The 25,081-nt window shown below is 62.5% G+C and carries 13 protein-coding genes; 5 read left to right on the forward strand and 8 right to left on the reverse strand.

Going from position 1 to position 25,081, the window contains the following annotated elements:
* Positions 1-13: 13 nt before the first annotated feature.
* Both G7068_RS11285 and G7068_RS11290 read right to left on the reverse strand, forming a co-directional pair.
* Positions 14-5,761 carry an invasin domain 3-containing protein gene (locus tag G7068_RS11285; protein ID WP_166292047.1) on the reverse strand — a complete coding sequence of 1,916 codons (5,748 nt, stop codon included), beginning with the start codon at positions 5,759-5,761 and terminating at the stop codon, positions 14-16.
* Positions 5,762-6,114: 353 nt separating this feature from the next.
* Positions 6,115-8,247 (reverse strand): FAD/NAD(P)-binding protein, encoded by a 2,133-nt coding sequence (locus G7068_RS11290; protein ID WP_166292048.1) that lies wholly within the window; start codon positions 8,245-8,247, stop codon positions 6,115-6,117.
* 207 nt (positions 8,248-8,454) lie between these two features.
* Here G7068_RS11290 and G7068_RS11295 point away from each other — a divergent pair, with 207 nt between their 5' ends.
* From G7068_RS11295 to G7068_RS11315, 5 genes are all read left to right on the forward strand, one after another.
* Positions 8,455-10,086, forward strand: coding sequence for a TIGR04028 family ABC transporter substrate-binding protein (locus tag G7068_RS11295; RefSeq protein ID WP_166292049.1), 1,632 nt, complete (start codon positions 8,455-8,457; stop codon positions 10,084-10,086).
* A gap of 10 nt (positions 10,087-10,096) precedes the next feature.
* Positions 10,097-11,152 carry an ABC transporter permease gene (locus G7068_RS11300; RefSeq protein WP_166292050.1) on the forward strand — a complete coding sequence of 352 codons (1,056 nt, stop codon included), beginning with the start codon at positions 10,097-10,099 and terminating at the stop codon, positions 11,150-11,152.
* Positions 11,149-12,036 (forward strand): ABC transporter permease, encoded by an 888-nt coding sequence (locus tag G7068_RS11305; RefSeq protein ID WP_166292051.1) that lies wholly within the window; start codon positions 11,149-11,151, stop codon positions 12,034-12,036. Before G7068_RS11300 ends, G7068_RS11305 begins: the two co-directional genes overlap by 4 nt.
* A complete protein-coding gene (locus G7068_RS11310) occupies positions 12,033-13,883 on the forward strand; it encodes a dipeptide ABC transporter ATP-binding protein (protein WP_166292052.1) in 1,851 nt (616 codons plus the stop codon). The genes G7068_RS11305 and G7068_RS11310 overlap by 4 nt, the downstream gene beginning before the upstream one ends.
* Positions 13,884-14,123: 240 nt before the next feature.
* The gene (locus tag G7068_RS11315; protein ID WP_166292053.1) at positions 14,124-15,488 is read left to right on the forward strand and encodes an alkylhydroperoxidase domain protein; all 1,365 of its coding nucleotides are present in this window, start codon (positions 14,124-14,126) and stop codon (positions 15,486-15,488) included.
* A 41-nt stretch (positions 15,489-15,529) separates the two neighbouring features.
* Here G7068_RS11315 and G7068_RS11320 read toward each other — a convergent pair whose 3' ends face one another.
* From G7068_RS11320 to G7068_RS11345, 6 genes are all read right to left on the reverse strand, one after another.
* Positions 15,530-16,678 carry an FAD-dependent oxidoreductase gene (locus G7068_RS11320; protein WP_166292054.1) on the reverse strand — a complete coding sequence of 383 codons (1,149 nt, stop codon included), beginning with the start codon at positions 16,676-16,678 and terminating at the stop codon, positions 15,530-15,532.
* 74 nt (positions 16,679-16,752) lie between these two features.
* Positions 16,753-17,241: a type II toxin-antitoxin system VapC family toxin gene (locus tag G7068_RS11325; RefSeq protein ID WP_244304474.1), complete on the reverse strand. Its 489-nt coding sequence runs from the start codon at positions 17,239-17,241 to the stop codon at positions 16,753-16,755.
* The gene (locus tag G7068_RS11330) at positions 17,238-17,474 is read right to left on the reverse strand and encodes a type II toxin-antitoxin system Phd/YefM family antitoxin (protein ID WP_166292055.1); all 237 of its coding nucleotides are present in this window, start codon (positions 17,472-17,474) and stop codon (positions 17,238-17,240) included. Before G7068_RS11330 ends, G7068_RS11325 begins: the two co-directional genes overlap by 4 nt.
* A gap of 107 nt (positions 17,475-17,581) precedes the next feature.
* Positions 17,582-18,937: an RNA polymerase sigma factor gene (locus tag G7068_RS11335; RefSeq protein ID WP_166292056.1), complete on the reverse strand. Its 1,356-nt coding sequence runs from the start codon at positions 18,935-18,937 to the stop codon at positions 17,582-17,584.
* A gap of 59 nt (positions 18,938-18,996) precedes the next feature.
* Complete coding sequence (locus G7068_RS11340) at positions 18,997-23,871, reverse strand: SdrD B-like domain-containing protein (protein WP_166292057.1); 4,875 nt, start codon at positions 23,869-23,871, stop codon at positions 18,997-18,999.
* A 384-nt stretch (positions 23,872-24,255) separates the two neighbouring features.
* A complete protein-coding gene (locus G7068_RS11345; protein WP_166292058.1) occupies positions 24,256-25,059 on the reverse strand; it encodes an AraC family transcriptional regulator in 804 nt (267 codons plus the stop codon).
* Between the last annotated feature and the right edge of the window lie 22 nt (positions 25,060-25,081).

Raw genomic sequence — 25,081 nt, forward strand, 5'->3', positions numbered from 1 at the left:
TCATCTCAAGCGACTACTTGCGATAGTCCAACACAAGTCGGTAGATAAACGCTGCCATCGCCTGTCGTGACAGGTTTTCCTTTGGCCAGTATTCCTTCCCGTTTGCCGTTCGGTTGCCCGTTGACAGCTTCACGTCGTACATCCACGAGATCTCTTGATAGAACTTCATGCCCGGGGCCATGTCGGCCATCGGCGACACCGTCGGTGCCTTGTAGTTCTGAGGAGATTCGAGGCGGTAGATGAACGCTGCCATCGCTTCACGAGTCGGGTTCTGCTTCGGTCGGAACGTCGGTTTGCCCGCGGGATCGTACCAACCCGTCGACAAACCCGACTCGAACATCCACGAGATCTCCCGATAGAAAGGGTCTCCCGGCTTCATATCGGCAAACGGAGACACCTTTGGAGCCCTGTACGACTTCGGGGCTTCCATGCGGAAGATGAACGCCGCCATTGCCTCGCGCGACAGGTTGTCCTGCGGCTTGTAGAGCGGTTTGCCCACTGGCTGACGCCAGCCGGTGGAGTACCCCATGCAGCTCATCCAGTCGATCTCTTTGTAGAACTTGTGCGTCAGCGGTGTGTCCCTGAACACAGCAGTTTTGCGCGGTGGTGTGCACACGGGAACCGGCAGTTTCGAATCGTCGGGGTTCGCCTTGAACTTGGCAGTCAGGTTTTTCTTACCCGTGATGCCCTGCGCGTTGTAGGTGGCCGACATGACCTTGCTGCCAACCACGCTCGAGCTGACGGACGCGACGTAGGTGCCGGCCGTCTTAGTCTCGGTGAACGCGGTTACCTTGCCGGTTCCCAGCGGGTCGGAGGTTGCAGCCTTCAGTTTTGCGGCCTGACCCGTTGCTGGGTTGCCATAGACATCGGCCAGCGTCACCTTGACCTCGTGTTTGCCCGAGACCACAGGCTGTTCGCCAGTGGAAACCTCGTAGGCAGATGAGCTGTTTTCCAGGTCGACCGAGGTCGAGGCGAACAGTGCCACGGTGTTGGCCGGGTTTGCTGCAGTGCCGCCGGGACTCACGGCAGCACCATCGTGCATCACCTTGATGGTCTTGCCGCCCGACAGGGTCGAGGTGATTCTCGCGGTGTAGGTTCCGGCGGTGGATCCCTCGTTGAAGGCGGAAATGAAACCTGCGCCGAGCTGACCATTCGTGGATGCACCGAGCGCTGATGCCTGCCCTACGACGGCGTTGCCGTACTTGTCGGCGAGTGTGACCGTTATCGTGTGCGTGCCGGTGCCGACCTCTTGAGCGCCAGTGGACACTCGATAGTTGGTCGCGCTGGTGTTGCCGCGGTCAACCGTGCCACTCACAAACAGGGCGGTGTCATTGCCGCCGAGCGTGACGGCACTCCCGCCAAAGGACGTAGTGACGACCTTGGCCCCTGGAACGGTCGACCGAACGGTTGCGGTGTACACGCCAGCAGCAGTCTCGGAGAATGAGCTGAAGCCCCCGTTACCCAGGTTGTCGGACGTGGCCGCATTGATTCCATTGGCCTGACCGGAGACCGGCTTGCCGCCGGAGTCTGCCAGCAAAACGGTCACCGTGTGTTCACCGGTATCAACGGGTCGCTCAAAACCAGACACGTAGAAGCGGGTGGACGAGTGATCCACGTCAACCCCACCGGCGGCAAACACCGCACGATCATTTCCATTGTTTTCGAGCGAGACGTTCGCACCGCTAAAGGTGACGGTGACGATCTTTGTGCCGCCAACGCTGGAAGTGATCTTGGCCGTGTAGGTTCCGGGTGTTGCCGTTTCCGAGAACTTCGAAATTGAGCCCGTGCCAAGAGGATCGATTGTGCGCGCTTCGAGCTGTGAGCTCTGCATCGAGACCCCGTTACCGTACTTGTCGGCAAGCTTGATCGTGATGGTGTGCTCTCCGCTTCCCGTTGCCACGGAACCTCTCGAAACGGTGTAGCTGGTTTTGCCCTCCTTGTTGTCTACGTCAACGTCGCCCGCAATGAAGTTCGCTGCGCCATTTCCGGTGAGCGTGACACTGTTTGCGCCATAGGTGGCCGTGATGGCTTTTTGGCCAATCACGGTTGATGTCACTGTCGCTGTGTACGTGCCCTTGACTGTGGTCTCAGTGAAGTCACTGATGTCCCCATCGCCCAGGTCGTCGATTGTGGCGGCGCGAATGCCGGCCTGCTGGCCCGAAACTGGATCGCCCTGCGCGTCAGCCAGAGAGACTGTCACGGTGTGCTTATCGGTGCCGACGAACCTGTTGCCCGTTGAAACCGAATACTTCGTTTCAGCATTGCCGGTGTCAACACCACCGCTGATGAAGGTCGCCTTGGAATTGCCTCCCTGCAAAAGGTGGACAGTCTGACCCCCGAGCGTCACGGTGATGACTTTGACTCCGGTGAGCGAAGAGGTCACCTTTGCGACGTAGGTACCGGCAACGGTCTCTTGGAAGGTTGAGATCGTTCCTGAGCCGAGGTCGTCTTGTGTTGCTGCTTTCAACAGTCCGGCCTGTTTGGTCACCGGGTTGTCATATTTATCAGTCAGCAAGACGGTTACCGAGTGCGAACCGGTTTCGATAGAGGCCGGGCCGGTCGACACGGTGTAATTGGTGTGACCCAGCTTGTTATCGATATCAACGTCACCAGCCACAAACCTGGCCGTGTTGTTGCCCTGCAGCTTCACGCTCTCGGTGCCGAGGACAACCATAATGACCTTGTTGCCCACGTCGGTTGAGGTGACGGTCGCCGTGTAGGTGCCCTTGACCTGCGACTCAACGAAACCGGTGATCGAACCCGCGCCCAGGCTGTCGCGCGTCGACCCGGTCAGCTTCGCCTGCTGGTCGGACACCGGATTGCCATACTGATCGGCCAGCGCCACCGTAATGGTGTGGGCGCCGGAGTCGACCTTCTGATCGCCACCCGAGACGAAATAGGCCGATTTGCCGTCTTTGTTCTCCAGGTCAACATCACCCGAGACAAAGCGGGCGGTGTCGTTGCCATCCAGGGAGATCAGGCTGCCGCCAAACTTAGCGGTGATGACCTTTGCGCCAGCAACGGTCGAGGTGACCTTTGCCTTGTAGGTGCCCGGCGTTGCGGTCTCCGTGAACAGGCCGATGTTGCCGTCGCCAAGCTCGTTATCGGTGGACGCGGTAATGCCAGTGGCCTGGCCCGAAACTGCGTTGCCCGAAGCGTCAGCGAGCGTCACGGTGACCCAGTGTTCGCCCGTGCCAACGGGCTGCTCTTGGCCCGACACGAAGTACCGCGTCTTGCTGTTTCCAACATCAACGCCGCCAGCGATAAACCTTGCCGTGTTGTTGCCGTTTGTTTGAAGCTTGACGACCTGCCCCTCAAAGATCACCGTAATGACCTTGTCGCCGACGAGTGAGGAGGTTACCCGCGCTTCATACTTGCCAGGACCGATCTCTTTGAACGTCGAGATGCTGCCCGTGCCAAGGCTCTGTGCGCTGGACGGTTCAAGCTTCCCGGCAAGACCGGTAACGGGGTTGTCATATTTATCGGCCAACAGCACGGTCACCGTGTGTGATCCTCCGTTGATGGAGGCGGTGCCGGGGGACACCGTGAAGTTGGATTGGTTGTTGTTGTTATCTAGATCAACGCCAGTAGCGACGAATCGCGCCTTGTCGTTTCCGCTTAGTCGGATGGCGTTTGAGCCAAACTTTGCGGTGATCTTCTTCGCGCCTGAGATCGTGGAGGTGACCCTGGCCGTGTACGTGCCCTTTACCGAGGTCTCAGCAAAGTCCTCGATTGTGCCATCGCCGAGGTCGTCGGTTGTGGTCGCGTTGATCCCCGTTGCCTGACCTGAAACGGGGTTGCCCTGGGAGTCGGCGAGCTTTACCGTGACCCAGTGCTCGCCGGTGCCAACCACCTGATCCGAATCCGAAACAGAATACTGCGTGTTCGCGTGGCCAAGGTCAACGCCGCCCGCGATGAACACGGCAGTGTCGTTTCCGTTCTGCAGGAGCCCGACCGTCGCGGTGTTGTACGCCACTTTGATGACTTTGCCGCCCGATGTTGACGACGTCACCGTTGCCCGGTACTGCCCCGGAGCTGTCTCGCTGAAGGGAGAGACGGATCCAGTGCCCAGTTCGTTTTGCGTTGAGGGAACAAGCGATCCCGCTTTGCCGGTGACCGGGTTGCCAAACTTGTCGGCCAGTTGCACCGTCACGGTGTGCGAACCGCTGATGACCGGCTGGGGCGTGGTGGAAACCGTAAAGTTGGTCTTGCCCGCTGTGTTGTTCAGATCGACTGCACCGGCCTCAAACAAAGCCTCCCCGTTGCCCCGCAGTGTGACTGGATTCAGGCCCCAGTTCACCGCGACCTTCGCGGTTCCAGACGTTGTCGGTGACTTCACCTCGGCCGTGTAGACGCCGGGGGTCGTCGCAGAGAACCCAGTGATTGTTGCACCAGCGAGACCGGACAGGGTTCCTGAGAGTGCGCCGGCCTGACCCGAGACCAGATTTCCGTCGGCATCGACCAACTCGACAGTCACGATGTGCTTGCCTGTTTCGACCTGCTGTGGCCCGGTGCTCACCGAGTACGAGGTCTTCGTGTGGCCGGTGTCAACGGGGCCAGCTACGAATTCAGCGCGGTTATTGCCGCTCAGGGTGAGGGGTTTTGTTGCCCAGGTGACGGAAACGAGGGCGGTTCCCACCTGCGTGGATGTGATCTTTGCGAGGTACGTGCCTGGTGTGGTGGGGTCTTCTGTAAACGGGGTAAGGGTAGCCCCAGAAAGCTGGGTCAGCGTTCCGGCCAGGCTGCTTCCCTGACCAGAAACGGGGTTGTCGTACTTGTCGACAAGCTTCACCGTGACAATGTGCTCGCCGGTTTTCACCGGCTGCGGATCGGTCGTCACCGAATACGAGGTCTTACTGCGCCCGGTATCAACGGTTCCAGCGGAGAAGCTGACAGTTGCGGTGTTGGTACCTGCGACTCCGCCTATTTGATAGGCGACTGTAGCGACCCCGGACCGGGTGGAGGTGAGCTGAGCGGTGTACTTGCCACCGCCCGCGTACTGGAATGGGGTGAGAGACCCGAAGTCCTGATTGGCTGCGTCCTTCGAAGTGCCTGTGAGGGTTGCGCCACCGACATTGAGGGGCGTGCCGAACTCGTCCCGCGCCTGCACGGTGATCGTCGATGTGCTGCCGGTGTTTAGATTCACGACGTCAGGACTTGCTCCGATCGTGGAGGCCCTGAGGTCCGGTGCGGGATTCGCTTGCGTTTTGCTCGTTTGCTGGGATCCAGGGGAAGGTTCGTAGCCGGGGGTGAGGTTCTGCGAGATTGACACCTCTGCGTCTGCGGCGAGTGGACCGGTGCGTTTTACGTTGATCGATCCGTAGAGCGCCGTGGTGATGTTGAAGAACCTGTCTACCTCGTACGTGATAGACGACTGGTAGGAGTGTGTGCCGTTCCCATTGTCGATTTCTTCGCACACGACGTTTGTGTAGAAGACGGATCCATTTGGCTGCCCGTCCATGCCGTAGGCAATGTTCTCGTTTCTCCCGGTGCCTGGGCAGGTGTCAACTCCGCTAAACCGTCCTTCGAGGCTGAGGCCGTTTGGCATTGTCAGCGTTCGAACAATGGTCTCGCCATCGTAGATGCGCAGAGGGAGGGCTGACTCATCGGTGGGGTAGGTGGCGAACGTCACTTTGCCCGTGTCACCGAGGGCGAACCCGCCCGGAGGGCCCTCAAGGGTGACGTTGTAGATTCCGTAGTCGGTGGGCGACTGCTCGGCGGAAGCGGGGGCTGCTGTCAAGCCAATGCTTGAAAGCAGCATTGCTCCGAGTGCAGCAGCAGTAATCAGGGACCGCAAGGGTCGGCGTTGTCTCAAAACGAACTCTCCTAGATGAAACTTGAGTGGTTCCCCCCACTCGCACTACTCAGGCGTAATTTTGAGTTCCACTGCACTGGAACGTTGTCTTGTTATCTTTCCTGTTTGTATACAAAACCGTTCCTGTGCCACGAGTTTCCGTGGTTCCCTGAACAAGAATGGCTGTTGCATTTGTGTGAACAGTGTTGGTATTAGCTCTTCATTTACCAATTCGCAAGCATAACAGGAAATTGATAGGTAATGTGTCAAAAGTGATCAGGTGCTTCACTCCCTGGGCATGCGGTAGTCATCCGTGGAGTTTACGTGCTTGGAACTGCTGCTGGCGTTGCGGTTACGTCGGAATGTGAGGATCGTCGTGATCGTGTGAGTGGTACGCCCGCCACGCCGAGTGCGCTGCGGGCAACCCGGTCGGTCTCGCGCAGCATCGGGGGATCTGTGCCGGGCATCGGGCTGATGATTGTGTCGTGCAGGGTGTCGTCGACGGGGATGCCAGCCACGTGAATGGCGGCGTCGAGTGTGCCGTCTGCGCGCACGAGTCGTCCGGTCTCGCCGTCGACGTCGAAAGCTCTGGTGGGGGCAAGCCCACCGTCTCGCCGTGTGACTCCGAACGCGCGGGCGCGTTCGGCCTGAACGAGGCTCTGTGCGAGCGGATCCCGAGTCTCGGCGAGGTCGTGAAAGTGCATCCACGCGTCGATCAGAGCTGGTGCGGTGATCTCGGAGTCGGCCACGACCGGCGAGGCCGTTGTGAAACCGTGCTCGCTTACGGTTACGGGGGCGCCCGGGCCAATAAACCTCACGATTCCCTGCTCGGCCAGCGCGAGCAACTGTCGGTTACGGAAGGCCGGCGGCCCCGATCCGACCATGCCACCGATGGCGTGCAGCAGAGCGAAGCCCGAGCGCCGCGACTCTGCGTCGAAACCGCCGAGTGTGCCGATCCTGTTCGCCACGGCTCTCGCCGTGCTGACGGACCACAAACCAGCTTTGAGCGGGCTATCGACGCCCAGTTCGGCCTCGTGCAGATCGTGTTCGACACGCTCGCGGATCCACGCATCGAAGTCTTCCGGCCGTGCGAATGCACCGTCGACCGGTTCGATCTCGGTTGAGAGGTCGAAACGATCTGACGCGTTCGGAACGAATGGCGCCAACGCGAGGTTGAATGCGGCGGGCGCATCGGTGAGGTCGGCTGCCGAGAGGAGTAGCGATTCGAGAACGATTCGGATCGTGTCGTGGATCTGGCTTGGACTCGCAATGAGCGCCTCGGGTCGCACCCTGTGCAGTGTGGCGTAGTAGTCGAAAAAGGCATCGGCAACGATCCGCGGCCACACCTGCTGATCGAAATTGATGGGCCGCGGGGTGGCCTCCCAGTCGACCTCGCGCAGAAACCGTTGGGCAGGTTTGGGTGGCAGTGAGTTGTAGAGCGATTTCGCGCGGAATGGCACCCCGCGCCGCGAGGTCACGTGCAGGATCGGCTCTTGCCCCGACGGGGTGTAGAGCAGGCCGCCGGGGGCGGTTTGATCCTCCGAAAATTCCCCGCCGCGACCGGCGGTGAGCAATGCCATGGTGTCAAAGAACCCCATGCCGAGGCCGCGCACGATCGCGTGCGATCCGGGGGTGATCCCGCTGAGATCTTGGTCGACAGGGCTGTCGGGGCGCACCCAGGTGAGGGCAGGGTGGCCGGTAGCTGTCGTCACGGCGGTGGCTGGAAAGGCCTCGGCTCGCGCGATTGAGGCCGCGAGTTCTCGCTCGGCGAGTGTTTCGGCCCGGGGGAGCCACCCGGCGGCGATGATGATGGAGTTCGCCGTGATCGAGGTGCCGTCGGCGAGCAGAACGGTTTCGTTCGCGCCTGAGTAACTGGCCTGCTCGATCCCGACCGCACGACTGCGATGCCGGATCACTCGCACCCCCTCCGGAAGCTGCGCCACAGCGCGGTGGTAGCACCAGCTCAGGTATTCGCCGTAGAGCGCACGACTGGGGTGGGACTCGGGCAGGATCCCCGCGAGCTCTTCGCGGTACTCGGCGGCAAGGCCGTCGCGCACCGGGTGCGAGTGGAACGCCTCCGTGTGTGCCTGCGGGATCGCTGGCGACGGCGTCGAGGCTAGGGTGTTGCGAGCGTGGCCCGGATCCTGAACCGCAGCCGTATCGCGCACCAGCACGCACCACTCGTACTGCGTCGGTCCGGGGAGCACGGGCCCCGCGACCGAGCTTGACTCCTCGGTGAAGAGGGTGACCGCACCGGCGAGCGTGTTCATGCACAACTCGCGTGTTTGATCGGTGCGCCAGATGCGGCCGGCCCCCGACTGGGCCTCGTCAATCACGTGCAGGTCGAGTGTGGTTGGGCCTGTGAGCGAGGCGCCGATCCGCTCGATGAGCGACGTGCCGCGCGGCCCCGCCCCAATGATGGCGATTGAGGCGCGGGAAGGTTTCGAGGTCATGTGACCGTTATACGCGGCGTACCGGGGGCGGGCGCAAGCGTGTGACCGTATGTGACGGCAGGGCCCCAACATGAAGTTCTGTTACGTCGGAGATATTCAAAAAGTAATGTCACGTATAACAATAGCTTTTGTTGCATCGAACGGTGCCACTGCCCACCAACCGGCGGAACTGCCAACAACGGCCCGCCAGAACTTGAAGGAGACCTCATGAAGAAGCCTCGCATCGCTTTGATCGGAGCGCTAACCGTAGTCGCCCTCGCGATGACCGGCTGCTCCTCGAGCGCGAGTGGGACTGACTCGGCGGGCGGCAAGACGCTGACCTATCTCGAGCCGCAGACCTGGAACACGCTTTACCCACCGGCCGGCGGTTTCTACCCGAACGGTGGTGTGCTCAACCAGGTTACGGACCGGCTGCTTTACCAGGATCCCGAGACGCTTGAACTCGAGCCGTGGATCGCGGCCGAACTGCCAGAGGTCAACGCCGACGCCACCGAGTACACCTTCAAGTTGCGCGACGGTGTCACCTACTCAGACGGCACGCCCCTCGACGCCGAGAACGTCGTGAAGAACCTCGACCTGTTTGGCAAGGGCGACACGAAGCGGGCGCTCTCGGTCTCTGAAGCGATCAACAACTACGACCACGGCGAAGCGGTTGACGCACACACCGTCAAGTTCTTCTTCACGGCCCCGTCGCCGGGCTTCGCCCAGGCGGTCTCGACGATCAACTCGGGTCTGCTGTCGAACAAGACCCTCGACCGCACGAGCGAGGAGTTCGGGCCGGGCAACGCCGACAAGATTATCGGCAGCGGTCCGTTTGTGATCGCCGATGAGAAGGTCGGCTCGGAGTTGAAGCTCACAACACGCAAGGATTACGACTGGGCTCCCAAAGCTCGCGACCATCAGGGCGCCGCAAAGATCGACGGGGTCGACATTTTGGTGGCCGCGGAGTCGAGCGTGCGAGTCGGCACGGTCGTCTCGGGCCAGGCAGATATCGCGCGCCAGATCCCCGCTCCCGACGAGGCGCAGTTCTTGGCGGACGGGCTCACGCTCGTCGCGGCGTCTACCAACGGCGTCAACAACAGTCTGAGCCTGCGCTTCAACCACCCGCTGCTCAATGACATTAAGGTGCGGCAGGCGATCATCGCGGGCGTCGATCGCGAAGCGATTGTCGACACACTCTTCACGAAGAACTACCCGCTCGCTACGGGCATTCTCGCGAAGACCGCACTCGGCTACACCGACACCTCGAAGTTCTACGAGTACGACCCCGCGAAGGCCGCGAAGCTGCTCGACGAGGCCGGCTGGGTTGCCGGATCCGACGGCATCCGCGAGAAGGACGGGCAGAAGCTCGTCATCACCTTTAACGAGGCGCTGCCGCAGCCGCGCTCCAAAGAGGTCGTCACGCTGATTCAGGAGCAGCTGGCAAAGATCGGGATCGGTGTCGAACTGTTCGCGGGGGATCAGGCCGCGCAAGACGAAGCCCGCCTCGACGAAGACAAGATTCAGGTCTACCACTCAATGGTCGGTCGCGCGGACTACGACGTGCTCAAGTCGCAGTTCTACTCGAAGAACCGTAACGCGCTCCTGAACCTCGACACCGCCACCGAAACCGTGCGCGACAAAGAGCTCGATGGGCTGCTCGAGCAGGTCGCCTCGGTGCCAACGACCGAAGAACGCCAGAAGGCCTCGGCCGCCGCGCAGCAGCGCCTCGCCGAGCAGGCCTACGTGCTGCCGCTCTTCGAGGAACCGCAGGTGTTCGGACTGCGTTCATCGGTCAAGGGCTTCCACACCGAGTCGATCGGTCGGCCGTCCTTCTACGATGTCACGCTCGGCAAGTAAGTAGACAACAGTGACCAGCACAGCTGTTCTGCGGCGCGTGGGCCAGGCCATCCTGGTCCTCGCGCTCGCCTACACCGCGGCCTTCGTGCTGCTCGCGGCCCTGCCGGGTGACGCCGTCATGGCGCGCTACGGCAACCCGGATCTCGGCCTCTCACCAGACCAGCTGGCCGAGATTCGGGCGTCGTACGGCATCGATCAGCCGCTGATTCTGCGCTACTTCGATTCGATCGGCGCGTTTCTCACCGGCGATCTCGGCTACTCCGTGCAGAGCGGAGCCGCGGTGTCGACGCTGCTCGCCGAGGCGCTGCCGGGGACTTTGACACTCGCGTCGATTGCGCTCGTCGGGGCTGTGTTCCTTGCCGTGGTGATCGCGTTCACCGCGAGCTACGGCAAGGGCCGCTGGCTGCGCCGCGTCTTCCGTAACCTGCCGCCGCTCTTTGTGTCGCTGCCGGTGTTCTGGATCGGCATTGTGCTCATTCAGATCTTTTCGTTCCAGCTTGGGCTGATCCCTGTGATTGGCGCAAGCGACACCCAAGCGCTCGTGTTGCCGGCCTTGACCCTCATGATCCCGATCGCAGCCCCGCTCGCGCAGGTGTTCCTGCGCAGCATCGACGAGGTGCGCGAGCAGCCGTTTGTGTCGGTCGTGCGAGCTCGCGGCGCGGGTACTTCGTGGCTGCTGTGGCGAAACGTCGCCCCCAACGCGTTGCTGCCCGCGCTCACCATGGCCGGGCTGCTCTTCGGCGAGCTGGTCGGTGGTGCGATCGTCACGGAAACCGTGTTTGGCAGGGTCGGCATCGGCAGTCTCACGGCGCAGGCAGTCGCCAACCGCGATACGCCCGTGCTGCTCGCGGTTGTTGTGATTGCGGCGGCCATCTTCGTGACGATCAATCTCGCCGTCGACCTGCTCTATCCCGTGCTCGATGCAAGGCTGCGGCAGAGCGGGCGCCGAGTTGGTGGGTCTGCGAAGCGGCGGGCAGGATCCGCGCGCTCTGGGTCTGCCACAGCTTCGACGCAGCTTGAGTCATCTGAGACCGAGATCCCCGTATCTTCAGGAGGTATCTCATGACCGCGACGGAAGTCATCGCCGAAACATCTGCCGGTATCAAGCCGGTGCAGGAGGCAGGCCCAACCCGCCAGGCACCCAAAGCCTGGCGCGCGATCCTACGCCCGGGCACTCTGCTGCCGCTGCTCATCCTGCTGGTCGCTATCGCCTGGGCGGTGGCTCCGGGGCTCTTCACCTCGGTGAGCCCAACCGAAACCGTGGGCCCCGCGCTGCAGGCCCCGAGCGCCGAGCACTGGTTTGGCACCGATGCGACGGGCCGCGACCTGTTGAGCCGGGTCATCTTCGGCGCAACGCAGTCGATCACCGCCGCGCTCATTGCGGTCGCGGTCGGACTGGTGTTCGGATCGCTCATCGGTGTGACCGCAGGTGCCCTGGGTGGCGGCTTCGACGAGGCCCTGATGCGCCTGGTCGACGTGCTGCTCGCGATCCCGACCCTGCTGCTCTCACTCAGCATCGTGATTCTGCTCGGCTTCGGCACCGCCAACGCGGCGATCGCGGTGGGAGTGACCTCGGTCGCGGTGTTCGCCCGGCTGGCGCGTGCGCAGGTCGTGAGTGTGCGGGCGAGCGAGTACGTGGAGGCAGCGTACGGATCGGGTGGCGGATTCTTCGGAGTGCTCTGGCGGCACGTACTGCCGAACTCGCTCACACCCGTGATCGCGCTCGCGGCTCTGCAACTCGGGTCCGCGATCCTGCAGATTTCCACGCTCGGATTCCTGGGATACGGCGCACCGCCGCCGACTCCCGAGTGGGGCCTGCTGATTGCCGAGGGTCGCAACTACGTGTCGACCGCGTGGTGGCTGACGGTGCTGCCGGGCCTGGTTGTTGTGTTTGTTGTTATCGCGAGTAATCGGCTGAGCCAGGCCATCAACCGGGGGAGCGAATCATGAGTCAGACGGAAACGGTGGGCGCCACTGAACCTCAGACCGCGGGGCCCAAGGTCCCCGGGCCTCAGGACACCCGCCTTCGCGGGTCACTTGCGCACAGTAAAAGCGGTGAAACACTGGCCACAACTGACCCGCGTGCGGGGGTAGAGCGACCAACTGAGACCGCGATCCCGACCCCGCTGCTCAGTATTCGGGATCTCGCCGTCCAGTACCGCACCGATCGCGGTCTCGTTGATGCGGTGCGCGGCGTCAGCTTCGACGTCGCACTCGGCAAGGTCACTGCCGTGGTTGGCGAGTCGGGATCGGGCAAGACCACTGTTGCCCAGTCGGTCATCGGCCTGCTCGCCGCCAACGGCCAGATCGCGGGTGGCAGCGTTGTGCTGAACGAACGCCGTGACGGACCCACCGAACTCGTGGGCCTCTCGGAACGGCGGTGGCGCGGTCTGCGCGGGCGCTGCATCGGGCTGATCCCGCAGGATCCCGGCAACTCTCTCAACCCCGTCGCCACGATTGGGGCGAGCGTTGCCGAGTCGCTGCGCATTCACGGGCAGCGTGATCGACGCGCGATTCGCAGTCGCGTGCTCGAACTGCTGGACCAGGTCGGCATCGACGATCCCGCGCGCCGCGCGAAGCAGTACCCGCACGAGTTTTCGGGTGGCATGCGGCAGCGGGTGCTCATCGCGACGGCGATCGCCAATGATCCCGAGCTGCTGATCGCCGACGAACCGACAAGTGCTCTCGACGTCACGGTGCAGCGCACGGTGCTGGATCTGCTCGATCGCCTGCGGCAGGAGACCGGCACCGGGCTGCTGTTCATCACGCACGATCTGGCGGTTGCCGCGGAGCGCGCGGACAGTGTTGTGGTGATGCGCGGCGGCGCTGTACAGGAGTCGGGGCCGAGTGAGCGTGTGCTCACACGACCCGAGTCCGAGTACACACGCCAGCTGATGGCAGACGCTCCGGCGTTCGGCAACCCGGGGGAGCGCGAGCGGGTTGTTGTGGTGGACGTTGCTGAGGGGGTGGGATCCGATCCCGAACCCCTGATCTCTGTGTCTGCGCCAGCTTCGCCGGTGCTTGAGGTGCGGGAGCTGCGGCAGGAGTTTCGGGGAGCCCGCGGAGCTTCCCCGTTTGTTGCCGTCGATGACGTGTCATTTTCGGTTCCACGTGGAACGACACACGCGCTGGTGGGTGAATCGGGATCGGGAAAAACCACCACGGGGCGCGCGATCGCGGGCTTCGCTCGGCCGACCTCCGGGAGCGTTCGGGTTGGCGAGGTTGAGGTGACCGAGCTGCGGGGGCGTGGCCTGCGCGAGTTCCGTCGTAGCGTGCAGCTTGTGTACCAGAATCCGTATGGCTCGCTGGATCCGCGGCAGAGTATCGGCCAGGTGCTCGCTGAACCGCTGCGCAACTTTGGCATTGGCTCGGCGGCTGACCGAGGTGCGCGGGTGTCGCGTGCGCTTGAGCTCGTTGCTCTGCCGCCGGAGTTCGCCCATCGCAAACCTCGGGAGCTCTCGGGTGGCCAACGGCAGCGGGTCGCGATCGCGCGTGCCCTGATCGTTGAGCCCGAGCTGGTTGTGCTCGACGAGGCCGTGTCGGCGCTCGACGTGACGGTGCAGGCTCAGATCTTGCGTCTACTCACACGGTTGCAGCGAGAACTCGGGTTGAGCTACGTGTTCATCTCGCACGACCTGTCGGTTGTGCGCCAGATCGCCGATACCGTCTCGGTGCTGCAGCGCGGCCGCCAGGTTGAACAGGGTCCAACGGAGCAAGTCTTTAGCTCGCCGGAGCACCCCTACACGCGCAAGCTGCTGGAAGCAATCCCGGGCCGCGGACCGGGCTGGGTGATTTGAGTGCTGCCCAGTCTCGCTCACCCGGCCTAGTCCACCTCTGTCTCGCTCACCCGGCCTAGCCCACCAGCTTGACCCACCCGGCCTCGCCCGCCCCTCTGCGGTGAACGCAAGTCAACATTATGGACGCTCATAATGTTGGCTTGCGTTCACCGCAGGGGGGGGCAGGAGGGGGCAGGAGGGCCGGAGGGGGCCGAAGGATCTTGAGAATCAATGTCTACTACCTACTGAATGGAGCTTCACATGACCACCACCACTGAAACCGAAATCCACCTCGATACCGACGTTCTCGCGGCCCTCACCGGGATCGCTCCCGGTGACGCTCTTGACCAAGCGCGCGACCGGCGTCCCGAGTCGCGCGAGCACACGCAGGGCAGCTTCGAAGCGCTCTTCCTGCCGAGTGACGCCTCGCAGGTGAGTCTTGCCGAGCGCGCCGCCGTTGCGCTCTTCGTTGCCAAGCTGCATCGACAGGCTGCGGCCGTCGAGTTCTACGGCGCGCTGTTGCGGAGCACCGGGGGCGAGCGGCTTGAAGCGCTGATCGTCGGCGAGGCGCGGCGGGCAGCGGGGGAGGGTCCCTACGGGGCATTTCGCGCTGAGAACGTTGCCGAGAGCGTGAGCGGCCCTGAGTTCTCCGTCGACTCGGTCGAGGCCGCTTACGCGCTGGGGGATCGTCTCGCCGCCGCCCTCGAGCACGCGCACCTGCTCGTGCTGCACCCGCGTGACGCCGACCGAGCCGCACTGCAGCAGTTGCTCGACGCGGGCTGGAGCACGACGGGGATCGTCACGCTGTCGCAGCTCGTGGCTTTTCTCACCTTCCAGCTACGAGTCGTGCACGGATTGAGCGAGTTGCGGTTGGCCGATGGGGGAGCAGCCGTCGAAGCGGGCGAATTCACGGAGCTCGCTGCTCGCGTGGCTCAGCTGGCGGAGGAGCGCTTGCGCGACGCGGCCTGGGGATCGAGCGCGACTCATCTGGCCGGCCAGAATTCTGAGCCCGGCGGCGACACCGAGCCACGTGAGCAGCTGCCTCCCGCACCAAAGGTCACGGAGCCCGCGCGGTTCACGCAAGATGTTCTGGGCTGGAAGCCCTGGCTCGAACCGCTGCCCGTTGCCGAGTTTACGGAGCGTCACTACGAGGCGCTGGTAGAGCGCGAGCGGGTGCACATGCCGTACTTCCGGGTGCTGGCGCGTGATCCTGAGGCTCTTCTTGAGCGCACCCTCACCGACCTCGACATCTTCACGAACACCGACGCCGGGCTGCCACGTGCTGAGCGGGAGATCGCTGCGGCTGCCGCGTCCCGCTTCAATGGCTGCGTGTTCTGCGCCTCGGTGCACTCGCGGTTCGCGACGGAGAAGGGGGCCGATCGTGCGGAGGTGCAGCGTCTGCTCGATGATGGGGTGACGGCCGAATTTGGTCCGCGCTGGAACGCGATTATTGCTGCGACAGTCGCGCTGACCGCAACGCCGCCTCGCTTTGGTGGGGAGCACGTCGCATCACTGCGCGCTGCGGGACTCGACGAGCTCGAACTGCTCGACGTTATTCAGGCGGGAGCCTTCTTCAACTGGGCCAACCGCCTGATGCTCTCGCTGGGCGAGCCGACCGTGGCGTGAGTTGCCACTCGCCGCTCGCTGCTCGCCGATATGCCCGAGCGCTACCAGGCGCGGTGCGTCTCCAACAAAAACGGCGACGGTGCTTGCCCGCGTCCCATGGCGGCGTCGGCAAGCACGCGCCCAATTGCGGGGGCGAACTTGAAGCCGTGACCCGAGAACCCAGCGCCCACGGTGATCGGCCCGACCGTGTCGAGCACGAAGTCGCCCGATGCCGTTGACGTGTAGGTGCAGCTGATCTCGGCAGCGGTATCGGGGTCGAGCCCGGGGAACCACTCCGAGACATAGGTGCGTAGCTGGGAGCGTAGGCGCTCCGTCGAGTGGAACGTGCGCGCATCGGGGTCTACCTCGTCACCCACGCAGTGGAACCCCACTTTGGTTCCCTCGCCGGGGCTCGGCATGCCGTACACATCCGCGCCGAACTCATCGAGCAATTCTGCGCCGAGCAGGTGGTTAAAGGAGGGCCACACCAGATCGTTTGAGCGTGGCGCAAAGTGTGCGGGGTGCTCCTCGGTCACTGTGAGTGTGGGGAGGTCGATGATGCCGCGCAGCAGCGGCTCTGACCAGGCGCCCGCGGTGACCGTGACGTGGGCTGCGAAGAGATCTTGCACGGGTCCGTCGACGCCCTCGACGCCCGAGGGGTGCTGAACCGTGACGTAGGCTCCGTCAGCGAGCGGATCAATTTCCAGTACCTTCACGCCGCGCTGAATATCGGCTCCCGCTGCCACGGCGGCTGCGCTAAACGCATCGAGCGCGCGCGAGGCGAAGATGATTCCGGCCTCGCGTCCGATCAGCACGTTGCCCTCAAACTTCATGCCGGTCCAGTGCGCGGCCGCTTCGTCAGCGCACATCACGGAGATATCGGCGCCGCGGGCTTGCAGCGCATCGTGCGCGGCCGTGATTCGCTCGGGATCGCCGTGTGTTACGAGCCCGTGGAGCCCGAGAAGCTGGGTGCCCGATCCTGATTCAAGTTCTCGCCACAGCGCAGAAGCTTCGGTGAAGAGGTCGAGGTAGTGATCCTCGCTGTACGCGTTGTTGAGATTGCGAGTCGAGCCGTGGGAGGCCCCGTTTGTGTGGTGCGCCCCGAAGCGTTCAAGCAACAGCACACTCTCGCCGCGGCTTGCGAGCTGCCAGGTGGTTGCGAGGCCCATGACGCCCCCGCCAATAACGATGTGGTCGTACTGCTTGGTCATGCGGATCCTTCGCTGTGTTGGGAGATGAAGCACCTAGCTTGATCCTACGCCCGGCGCAGCGGCCCTTCCTGCGCCTAACCCTCAGGTTCTTCGTCGGGTATCTCTACAAGGTCTTCGGGGGACCGCATCGGCCTGGGTACGCGCACTTCGAGCCCGTGTACGTCAGAGACGTCGGTGGGGTTGAGCGTGTAGAGAGGAACGCCACGGGAGATCGCAGTCGCCGCAATGAGCGCGTCGAAGGCGCGCGCGGCCGGTTTTTTGCCACGAGCTCGCAGCGACGAAGCGACGCCGCCGAAGGCCCGCGCTGCGGCCGCGTCGAACGGCACGGGGTCAAACACCGTTTCGACCAGCTGAAGCCTGGCCTGCCGAGCGGCCTGTTCTGCCGGGTCGTTTGTAGCGAGAGGCCCGGCTGAAAGCTCGGCAAGCGTGACTGAAGTGATGGTCGGGAAAACCGGGAGGGTAGACGGGTCCAGTTGCTCGAGATCAATCACGACGGACGTGTCGAGAATCCCGTCATGATCCACTTTTTTGCGGGCCTGAGCCAGCCGCTTAGATGCTGTCAAAGGGACTGATCCACGATGGCGTCAATGTCGGCGCGAAGGCGCTTGCCATCAACTCGGGGTAGGTTTTTGAAGCGTTGAACCAGCTGTTCTGCATTCAGTGGCGCGCGCGGCAGTGGAACGACGCTGGCAACGGGCTCGCCGTCTTTGGTAATGGTCAAGCTTTCTCCCTGTGCGACTCGAGAGAGCATGCTCGCGCTGTTGTTGCGGAGGTCTCTGACGGTTACTGCGCTCATGGGATGAGTGTATCACGGGTGATACATGCTTGAAAGAGAGGAGACCACGGTTTTCGAGAGCCATGTCGTAGAAGACTTGTCGGGGGTCTCCTGCCCCGAGGCAGTGCCTACTCCCCGAGTAGCTCGGGGAGTACTCGAAACGTGAGGGCGCTGGGGGCCGCGAGATCCGTTTCGAAGGCAAAGCTATAGGTGTCTGCTCGCTTGACGTAGATGCGCCGCACACCGTCGTTCATCTGAAAGTTCGCGATCTCAGCGCCGTTTCGGGATGTACGAATGCGGCACTTTCCCTGACCCTCCGAGGACTGTTCGAAGTATGCATTCTCTTGGCCCGTGCCCACGGGAACAAACGTCACGCCGCACGAACCTTCACTTGTCTTCTCAACGAGCACATGAATCGGATCTGAGGGAGTGACGCTATTGTGGAGAGTCTCTTCGACGGGAAAATCGAGTTCCAGTAGCTTCTGGCTGTTCCCTCCGGAGACCGAGGAGGCGGCTGCCGTGGTTACGGGTCCGGGCTGAGAGGTGGCCTCCTGCACACACATCAGGGCAATGGTCGACGCGGCAACGACAGCTCCTACGGTCAGGAGCAGCTTTTTTGTCAGTAGCGGCGTGCTGCGCGCAAGCTCGCCGCTGAGCGGTTCTGCGCTCGCAGTCTCGGCTTGATCCAGCATGAGGCCACCCGCAGCGGTGCCGCCGAGTGCGCCACCAATCAGCACAAGCGACATGGTTCGACCAAATCGCGAGTTCACTTCGCGGGCTTCTGCGTAGACACTCGAGCAGGCGCGGCAAGTATCCAGATGCTCTGCAAGGGCGGGCTGGATCATCGCGCGTTTCGATGTTTTTGACGTGTAGTGCTTTGTGAGTTGCTGGCGGAAGTGCCTGCACGAGGGGGAGGCGTCCGACTGTATGACCGCCCTGAGAAACTCGGCACGAAACCCGCGCTTAGCCCGGTGCGTGAGCGCACTGACGGCGTTCTCGGCAATCCCGAGAACGCCGCCCGTCTCGCGCTGTGAGTATCCTTCGACCTCACGGCACCAGATGACCAGTTGCCAGCGTTCAGGAAGGCGCTTGAAAGCGGTCGTGACCGTCTCGTCAAGTGTTCCCTCGTACTGGATGGTTGATTGGAGGTCTATCTGCTCCAGAAGTTTTTCTGGCTCAATCGTGATCGCCTCGGTGTTCGAGGACTGGTTGATCGCGACTGATCGGACCGTGACAAGCAGGTAACGCCACATCGAGACGGTTGGACCCTTGCCAGCATCAATGGTGCGGATCACCTGCAAAAACGCCTCCGATGCGATGTCTTCGGCATCCGCTTGATTATGCACCATTCGGTAGGCGCGAGCGACCATGGCTCGGAAGTAACGTTGATGCAGCGTAGCGAGGGCTGTTTTGTCGCCAGCGCGGTAATCGCGCAGCAAATCGGCATCCCCCACCAGGGTGGGTGCCGAACGTGCGGCACCCACCTGAGTAGTCGATGATTGTGTTTTTACTTGCAAGTCATCCCCCATGACCGTCTGTTCTCCTAGCTATCTCTCCGTGCGCGAGTCCTCAACCGTGCGGCCATCATGGCGCCTGCTCCAGTCAGCAGGGCCAGGATTGTCAGAGTTGCGGCGGGGCCAAAGTCGGCACCCGTTGTTGCCAAGGTGGCTCCCTCCGCACTCGGCGAGGGGGTAGACGGAGCCTTTTCTGACGTGTCCGTGGTCGGTTTCTCACCCGGATGAGCTCCTGGTTGAGCGGGCTTCTCACCCTTCACAAGACCAAACTCGTTGTTGGCTGCGTCACCCGGTGCGAGATGCACGTCCCAGATACTGCTTCCCGTTGTGAGGTGGTAGGGCTCCGGAGTCTCGAACGAAACCTCGTAATCACTGGCGGGCAACTGCCGGAACGCGAACGCCCCGTCAGCATCCGTCAAGACTGAATCAAGGATCTTGCCATCGGGCCCGTGCAACTTAACTTCAACGGCGCTGAAGGGCTTCTCGCCCGCATCCCGAATGCCGTTTTCGTTGATGTCGTTAAAGATGAGACCCGTGATTGCGGCGGGGATCACCAGTACCGCAGTGAGCTCAGCGCTGTTATTCGCCAGGTTGAGCTCCGTATCTTTCGGGGTGGATCCCTCAGCGGTGAATACCAAGGCCTCAGCTGTAGTCACGGTGCCAGTAATCGTGATTTCAACGGCAGTACCCGGTGCGAACGTTTCGGGGCCCACGGCAGTCCAGGTGCCATCGTCGTTTTTTGTTACCGTCCAGCCCTTTGGAGCTGACACGACAGGGTTCGTGACCGACTCGGGAATCGTGAAGACAACGTGCGGAGTGGAAATGTCGTTTTCTTTCCCTGCATTCGAGATGCTGAACACCGCGCTGACTTCTTGTCCGATGGTGCCGACCGTAACCGAGACGCCCTCGACCTGAAGATCGACCTCTTTCACAAGACCGAAGTCGTGTGTGGCGGTCTCTCCTGCGGCCACGGTCACGCTCCAAGTGGCGCCGCCGGGCGTCGAGATCGTTGATCCCTTCGGCTGTTCCAGCTCGGCGGTGTAGTCACCAGCGGGCAGATTCGGGAAGCGGAAGCCACCTGTGGAGTCGACGACGGTCGAAGCGACGACGTGGCCGTCGCTGTCGCGCAGCGTTACCGTCAGACCCTCGACCACCCGTTCGGTGTCTTGCCAGATGCCGTCCGCGTTGTGATCGTCAAACACCGATCCAGAAATTGTCGCTGGTTCTTTTGGCGTGGTGCTGAGTGTGGCCGCGTTGTTGTCAAGATTCGGCTCATAGTCGTTGCTGGCCGATCCCGCAGCGGTAAACGTGAGCTGCTCGACGGACTTCACGGTTCCGGTGATGTCGAACTCGACCTTCTCGCCACCGGCAAAGGTCTTCGGTCCTGTTGCGGTCCAGGTTCCGTCGCCGTTGTCGACGATCGTCCAGCCCTTTGGTGCACTCACCTTGGCATCGCTCAGGCCCTCGGGAATCGTAAAGATGACCACGGGCTCGTGGATGTCACTGCTGAGTTCGTTCGATACCTCAAAGGTCGCGCTCGCCTGCTGGCCGATCGTTCCAGAGCTCGCCTGTGTTCCCTTGACCTGCAGGTCAACCTGCTCGATAAAACCAGCGTTAATGTTGCGAACATCCGTGCCGAGGGGAACGGAAGCTCGAGCAGTGAATGTTGCATCGATCAGGGACCACACGCTCGAATCCGTGCCAGCCTGCTGTAGCGTCGGCAGCTCGTGCGATCCCGCCTCGAAGCGAACGGTGTACTCACCCGCGAGGATGCCTTTGAAGGTGTACTCGCCCTTGGTATTGGTTGTCGTGCGCGCCACTTCGTTGCCATCGGCGTTTTGCAGCACGGCAACGACGCCGCCAAGGCGGCTCTCACCCTCGGCCAACAGGCCGTCGCGATCACTGTCTTGCCACGCTGTGCCGCTCACCGAGGACTCAACGACGTTGGTCACAGTAACGTTCGAGAGCAGATTTGTTGTGAAGCCCCCTGCACGGCCTCCCGCGGTGTTAGCGAGCACGTCGCCAGCCTTGCCCTGAGGCAGCGAAGCAACGATGCGCATGGTCGTCGAGGTACCCGGAGCCATGTTGTCCCCGAGGAACCTCAGTCCAGTGACCTCCGCCATGTTTGACGGGCATCCCGGCTTTTTCGCAAAGTCGGTCGCCTCACACCAGACGATGCTCGCAGACATTGCCTGGGGATCGAGGTCCTTCTTCAGGTCAATGCGTGACTGCTCGTACGAGGTGTAGAGCGTCTGAGTATGCTGGCTGCCGAGCTTCTGCGACACACTCACGAGGTTGAGGTCGCCGTGGAAGGACGACTTGGGAGCGCGTCCGTCACCGTCGAAGGGCAACCAGTCGATGAAGTCGGAGGAAGGAACCTCTTTTGTCGACAGGTTTGTGATGCGAACGTCGAACCGAACTTCTTCGCCGGGCTGCACAACGGGGGGCGCTGATCGCTTCGCGACAGCGAAAAGAGCCGAGTTGGTGATTGTCGCGGATGCCTTGCTTGTTGCGGGCAGGGCACCGTCTGCGGTGGCGAGCACGTTGTTCTCGACCTGTGTGCCCTGGAACACGTCGGGGCTGGTCGTGGTTTCGTACTCGAGCGTCCGCGAATCACCCAGCTTCATCTCGCCCAGATTCCAGTGCAGCGTGGTCTTTCCGGCGGCGTCCACTCCGATAGTGGGATCACCGACGGCAACGCCGCCAACCTTCGAGGAGCCGGGGTAGTAGGCCAGTTCATCGGGCAACGTGTCGGTCATCTGCACGTTTCGAACGGGCACACTCAGTCCGGTGCTGACCGTGAGCGCCTTAATCCTCCAGGTGATTCTTTCCTGGGCCTCGTACTGCGTCTTAGCGGTGTTCGCCAGGGTCTTGGTGACCCGGAGCGGAATCTCGGTGATCAGCAGGGTGGCCGCCGAGCGGCTCTTTGGGCGAAGCACGTCGTCCTCCCACACACCCTGGCGGTTGGTCGTTTCAACGCGCACCTGGTCTGCGACGGGGCCGTCCAGCTTGCTGATGGGGGCATCTGGGCGTATCTGCAGCGCGACGTCGAGCCCGAGGCTCAACCAACCGGTCGCGAGAAACTCGGGAGTGGGTCCCTCGACTACTGCCCTGATCTTGGTGATCGCACCGGGGCCGGCTTCTGGCGCGTTGATGCTGTCGTACCACTTGGTTGAGTCGTTGTCGCCGCAGGTAAAGTCGGCCTGGGGGTTATCGTCGCTCCAGCCCGTGCCGTCACCCGCGTTGACCCCTCCGTTGCCTCCAACGCCGTATTGAATCTTCACGTAGCTTGAAAGCTGCTGCAGCACCTGATCGGGTTTGTTCTCGCTGCTGGTCTGCACGCTCACCGCAGCCGCACGGTCCGGGTCCGTTGTTGAGAAGGGGACCGGTGTTGTGTAGCGGTTATCGATCGCCTGGCAGAGCACGAGCCGGTTGTCGATCTTGCCGAGCGGAATGTAGTTGGCGACGGCGCCCCTGCCCACATACTTCGAGCCGGGGAGCGCCTCGGGGTTCTCCGCAGTGAACTGCTTGTCGGAATAAAAGGCCTTTGCGGTCAAGTCGCCCGTAGTTTCGGGATTCTTGCGGGAGTTGAGCACGCGGTCGCTCTTGGCCGGCACCGAGAATGTGCTCGCTGCGGGCCGCACGAGATCGACCGAAACGACGTTCTGGGTGTTGGCGCAGAACACCGGTCCCGCGAGCGTCTCACATGTTGTTGTCTTCATCTGAGCCGCGGTTTTTCCCTGGCCCGGATCCCACTCTGAACTGCGCTCGAGTGCCGAAGCCGAGAGGTTGCTCACCTCGGCCGTGACGGTTGCCTTACTGTTTGTAAAGAGGGTGTAGGGCACGTGGATCCGGATACCCGCCGATGCAATGTACTGCAGGGCCGCGTTCTTCTTGGACGAATCGGCGTCCACTGTTTTGAGTGCTGTGCCGCCAGCTGTGTGAGTTGGGAAGAAATCAGGGCTGGTCTCTGTTCCGGTGAGCGTCATGTGCACGATGCTCGGATCGTTCACGTCGCGGGTGTAGCTGCAGGTGCCGGACTCCTGGACCGCGTTGGCCTTGGTCTCGCTGCCACCACTCCGTCCGGGCACGCTTGCCATGCCGCGAGTGCCGTCGCAGACGCTAATGATGGTCGTGTCGGGCGAGGCGAGCTGCGGAATGCGAATGTCGAACGTAATCGGTCCCTCTACAGAGGCGGATCCCCGGCCCACGTACTTCACGTCAACCGGAAAGGAAACGGAGTAACCCTCGCGAGCCACACCGTCGTTGCCCACGATGACCTCGCTGCGGGCGTCCCAGGCTCCAGAAGGCGCGTGAATGGCAACGTCGAGCAGTGCGGGCGCAGCGGTCACCAGCGTCGCCGGTGCCTCAAGCTTGGTCGTTTCGGCAACGCCTTCCGCCGTGACCCGGGCAGTGGGGGCGACCGAGGTACCCTCGGCCACGGTTCCGAGCACGCTTAAGACCGGCGTGAAGCCGTAGGTGCTGCCGCTTTCCCGGTGTCCCAGATCACAGGTCAGCACAGATGGTTCAGTGCGGCCGTCTCCCGTGAGCGCAGAGCGGAAGTCTTCGCTCGTGAGGCAGCCGCCAGGGAGGCCCTGCCAGCGGAATCCCAGGGGGAGCGGGTCAAACGTGACCGTCAGGTGCTGGTACTTGGTCTGGCCGCCCTGGCTCCCGGGGTTGTTGATCCCAGCCTCGACGCTGTAGCCAATGCTGTCTTGGACGCGGACCCTGTCGTTATCGGGGCCGGTGTCCTGCCCGCGGGAATCCTCACCGTCGAACGGGTCAGTGCCCGTGTAGACCCTCGTGATACTTCCTGTTGTCGCTTCCGCGGCCTGCGCTGCCGTTGCGGGCGACATAAAGACGCCCAACAGCAGCATGAGCGCACACGAGAGTGCGAGTCCCATGACGAGACCACTTTTTTCGCCACGTTTCCCGAGCATTCCTCGGATATTGGGCGCTGGTACTGTTCCACCAGAAAACATCAATTAATCCCCTTCGGCGCACCGATTTGCGCCTTCACGATTTGACCTATTGCGGCAGGCTTAATGGCTGCCTCAACGGTCCGTACCGATAGTACGGATCCGATAGAGACAGATGGTCGTTCGCGTTATTTCGTTACGCGAAACAAAGACATGCAGAAAACCCCCAGGTAACGCACGTGACTATCAACGGCCAGATTCCCCGAATCAGCCAGCTGCTCCCCATATGCAGAAGGATTGAGCCTGTGGCACAATCCCGTCGTTACAAGGGTAAACCGCGTTTCCCGTTAACCATCTGTGTAAAACGAATCATTTTCGATACTCGGAGGAGTGCGTGCGATACGAGCTCGGGGTCATACCCGTGACCGCTTTGAAATCGGTAGAAAAATGAGCGTGGTCGCTGTAGCCGAGTTCGCTCGCGAGATCAGCGAGAGAGCAAGACGGATCGTCGCGCAGGAGCGCTGCCGCTTCTTGTAGCCGGCGCCTGCGAATCATGGTGTGCAGCGAGAGCCCAAAGAACCGGTTGGCCAGCCGCTGGAGGCTGCGCGTTGACGCGGGCAGCCTGTCGGGGATCTGGTCTGCGCGAGTGATGCCCGGGTCGGCGAGAACCCTGGCAAGCTCGTTTGCGAGCAGATGGTCTGATCCGGGTAGCGGCAGCGGCACCCGTTCGCTGATCCACTTCGAAAACGCGGCAACCGCCCGAAGACGCACTTCTCTCGGGTGCTGTTCAGGGGTGGCCATGAGCTGAGAGATGTTTGAGTGCAGGGAGCCCGCGCTCACGGGTCGACTACCGTCACGCAGCTCCGCTGGTCCGGGCACGAGCGACGGCACTGCCGCGGGTAACAGAAGCGCGCCCACGACCCAGCCGGTGCCACTCAGCTTCCGTTCGGAGATGCGGGTCGGCGGACCAACCGCGGTGACCCCCTGCGGTTCCACAACGATGTTGCACGCCGGGAACGGCAGGAGTTCCTGCCGCGATTCCAGGCCCGGAGGCAGATTCCATCGGGCGATCCAGAACCAACGCACCGCGTGCTCGAGCTCGGTCGGCGCGGGTAGCCGGTGAAACTCGGGCAAGCGATCGGGATACAAAATCCCGCGCTGGTCCTGCTCCATACTGCCTCCACCGAGTTGGCCA

The sequence above is a fragment of the Leucobacter viscericola genome (genome assembly GCF_011299575.1).
Classification (GTDB): domain Bacteria; phylum Actinomycetota; class Actinomycetes; order Actinomycetales; family Microbacteriaceae; genus Leucobacter; species Leucobacter viscericola.

What these genes read in the sequence shown, in the direction of transcription:
- G7068_RS11285 (WP_166292047.1), bottom strand. Translation starts at nt 5,761, where the DNA reads ATGCTGCTTTCAAGCATTGGCTTGACAGCAGCCCCCGCTTCCGCCGAG.
- G7068_RS11290 (WP_166292048.1), bottom strand. Translation starts at nt 8,247, where the DNA reads ATGACCTCGAAACCTTCCCGCGCCTCAATCGCCATCATTGGGGCGGGG.
- G7068_RS11295 (WP_166292049.1), top strand. Translation starts at nt 8,455, where the DNA reads ATGAAGAAGCCTCGCATCGCTTTGATCGGAGCGCTAACCGTAGTCGCC.
- G7068_RS11305 (WP_166292051.1), top strand. Translation starts at nt 11,149, where the DNA reads ATGACCGCGACGGAAGTCATCGCCGAAACATCTGCCGGTATCAAGCCG.
- G7068_RS11310 (WP_166292052.1), top strand. Translation starts at nt 12,033, where the DNA reads ATGAGTCAGACGGAAACGGTGGGCGCCACTGAACCTCAGACCGCGGGG.
- G7068_RS11315 (WP_166292053.1), top strand. Translation starts at nt 14,124, where the DNA reads ATGACCACCACCACTGAAACCGAAATCCACCTCGATACCGACGTTCTC.
- G7068_RS11320 (WP_166292054.1), bottom strand. Translation starts at nt 16,678, where the DNA reads ATGACCAAGCAGTACGACCACATCGTTATTGGCGGGGGCGTCATGGGC.
- G7068_RS11330 (WP_166292055.1), bottom strand. Translation starts at nt 17,474, where the DNA reads ATGAGCGCAGTAACCGTCAGAGACCTCCGCAACAACAGCGCGAGCATG.
- G7068_RS11340 (WP_166292057.1), bottom strand. Translation starts at nt 23,871, where the DNA reads ATGGGACTCGCACTCTCGTGTGCGCTCATGCTGCTGTTGGGCGTCTTT.
- G7068_RS11345 (WP_166292058.1), bottom strand. Translation starts at nt 25,059, where the DNA reads ATGGAGCAGGACCAGCGCGGGATTTTGTATCCCGATCGCTTGCCCGAG.